Genomic DNA, 1,251 nt, shown 5'->3' on the forward strand with positions numbered 1-1,251 from the left:
GCGGGGCGGCTGGCGCTGGCGCAGCGGCCTTCTTTCCCTTGGCCGGAATAGGATTGCCGTTCGCATCGCGCAGCGGGACGAGCTGGCCATAGGCGTCACGGCCATAGAGCAGGCCGTCCACCTCGTATTCGCCATAGATGCGGGTTTTCGCCGCTGCCGGGGTGGAGCGGCGCGAACCTCTACTGCGACCGGAGGAAGCCTTTGGAGCGGCGCCTTTCACCATCGTCGCGGCAATGCTTTTGAGGTAATCCGGGGCGTCGGGGTCGTTCAACACGTCCAGCGCGGCGCGGGTCTTGGGAGACGACGCGATGGGGCCAAGCAATGCCTCGGTCTGGCTCGTCGCTTCTGCTGCCCTTGCATCCTCATACTGCTTGGTTGCGCGGGCGCCGATAGCGGCCCCAGCCATGGGGGCAAGGAAGGCCAGAAGCGGGCTGTTCGCGCCTTGCGACTGCGCCATGGCGTTCTGGACCATCTGCATGGTCATGTCATACCGCTGCTGCGACCCGGGTGCGCCGAAGAAGCCCCCGGCACCCTGCCCCGTTGTCGCCCCCGTCGAAGCACCCTGCCCCGCACCGAACCCGAACTTTGCCATCAATGCACCGCCTCGCCGCCCATGCGGCGCTCAAGGACAGCCACTCGGGTCAGAGCGTCCTTCAACGCCCCGAACACCACCCCGAAGGCATCAATGACGGAAATGGTCTTGGCATCACCAATTCCGGTCAGGCGGTGGAAATCCTCCGCCATCGGCCCGATATGCGTCACCTCTCCATCGCCAGCCGGGGCGTGATCCGGGCGGTAGGCCCAGACATGCAGCGGCATGTGGCACACCGCATCCGACAGGTCGGCAATCGAAATGACAGGGCCGTCGGCGCCTTCGGTGATTTCCGGCCCGACATTCTTGAAGTCGCGCGAGCATTTCATCAGAAGACCGGCGCCGATGCTGCCAATCGTCCCTGCTGTCTGGGCACGCTGCTGCTGCTGGGCATTATACTGCGCCAGCTCGTTCTGGTATTGCTGGCCCACAAGGCCGGAATAGTTCACGCCCGCAGCATTGCCGCTGGCGCTGGCATTGGGCGGGTTGTAGCTGCCACCCATCGCCGCCACGATTTCGGAAATCGAGTTTTGCCGCGCCGCGCTGTCCAGTGCGAACTGGCGGCTTTGCTCCCCGGCGGCCTGCTCTTGGGCGCCAAGCGTGAGCTGCTGCATCGCATCATTGACCTGCTGCTGCTGCGCCGCACTTGCCTCGCTGAA

General features: G+C 65.1%; 2 protein-coding genes. Both read right to left on the reverse strand.

Translation table 11 applies throughout. The features are described from left to right. Positions 1-592 (reverse strand): hypothetical protein (locus V7Q39_RS12370; protein WP_333816892.1); only part of this gene is annotated, 592 nt, incomplete at its 3' end. Then, on the reverse strand, positions 592-1,251 hold a 660-nt coding region (locus V7Q39_RS12375; protein WP_333816893.1), incomplete at its 5' end, for a hypothetical protein. The genes V7Q39_RS12375 and V7Q39_RS12370, both read right to left, overlap by 1 nt.

Origin of the sequence: Tabrizicola sp., assembly GCF_036781545.1 — a bacterium.
Taxonomy (GTDB): domain Bacteria; phylum Pseudomonadota; class Alphaproteobacteria; order Rhodobacterales; family Rhodobacteraceae; genus Tabrizicola.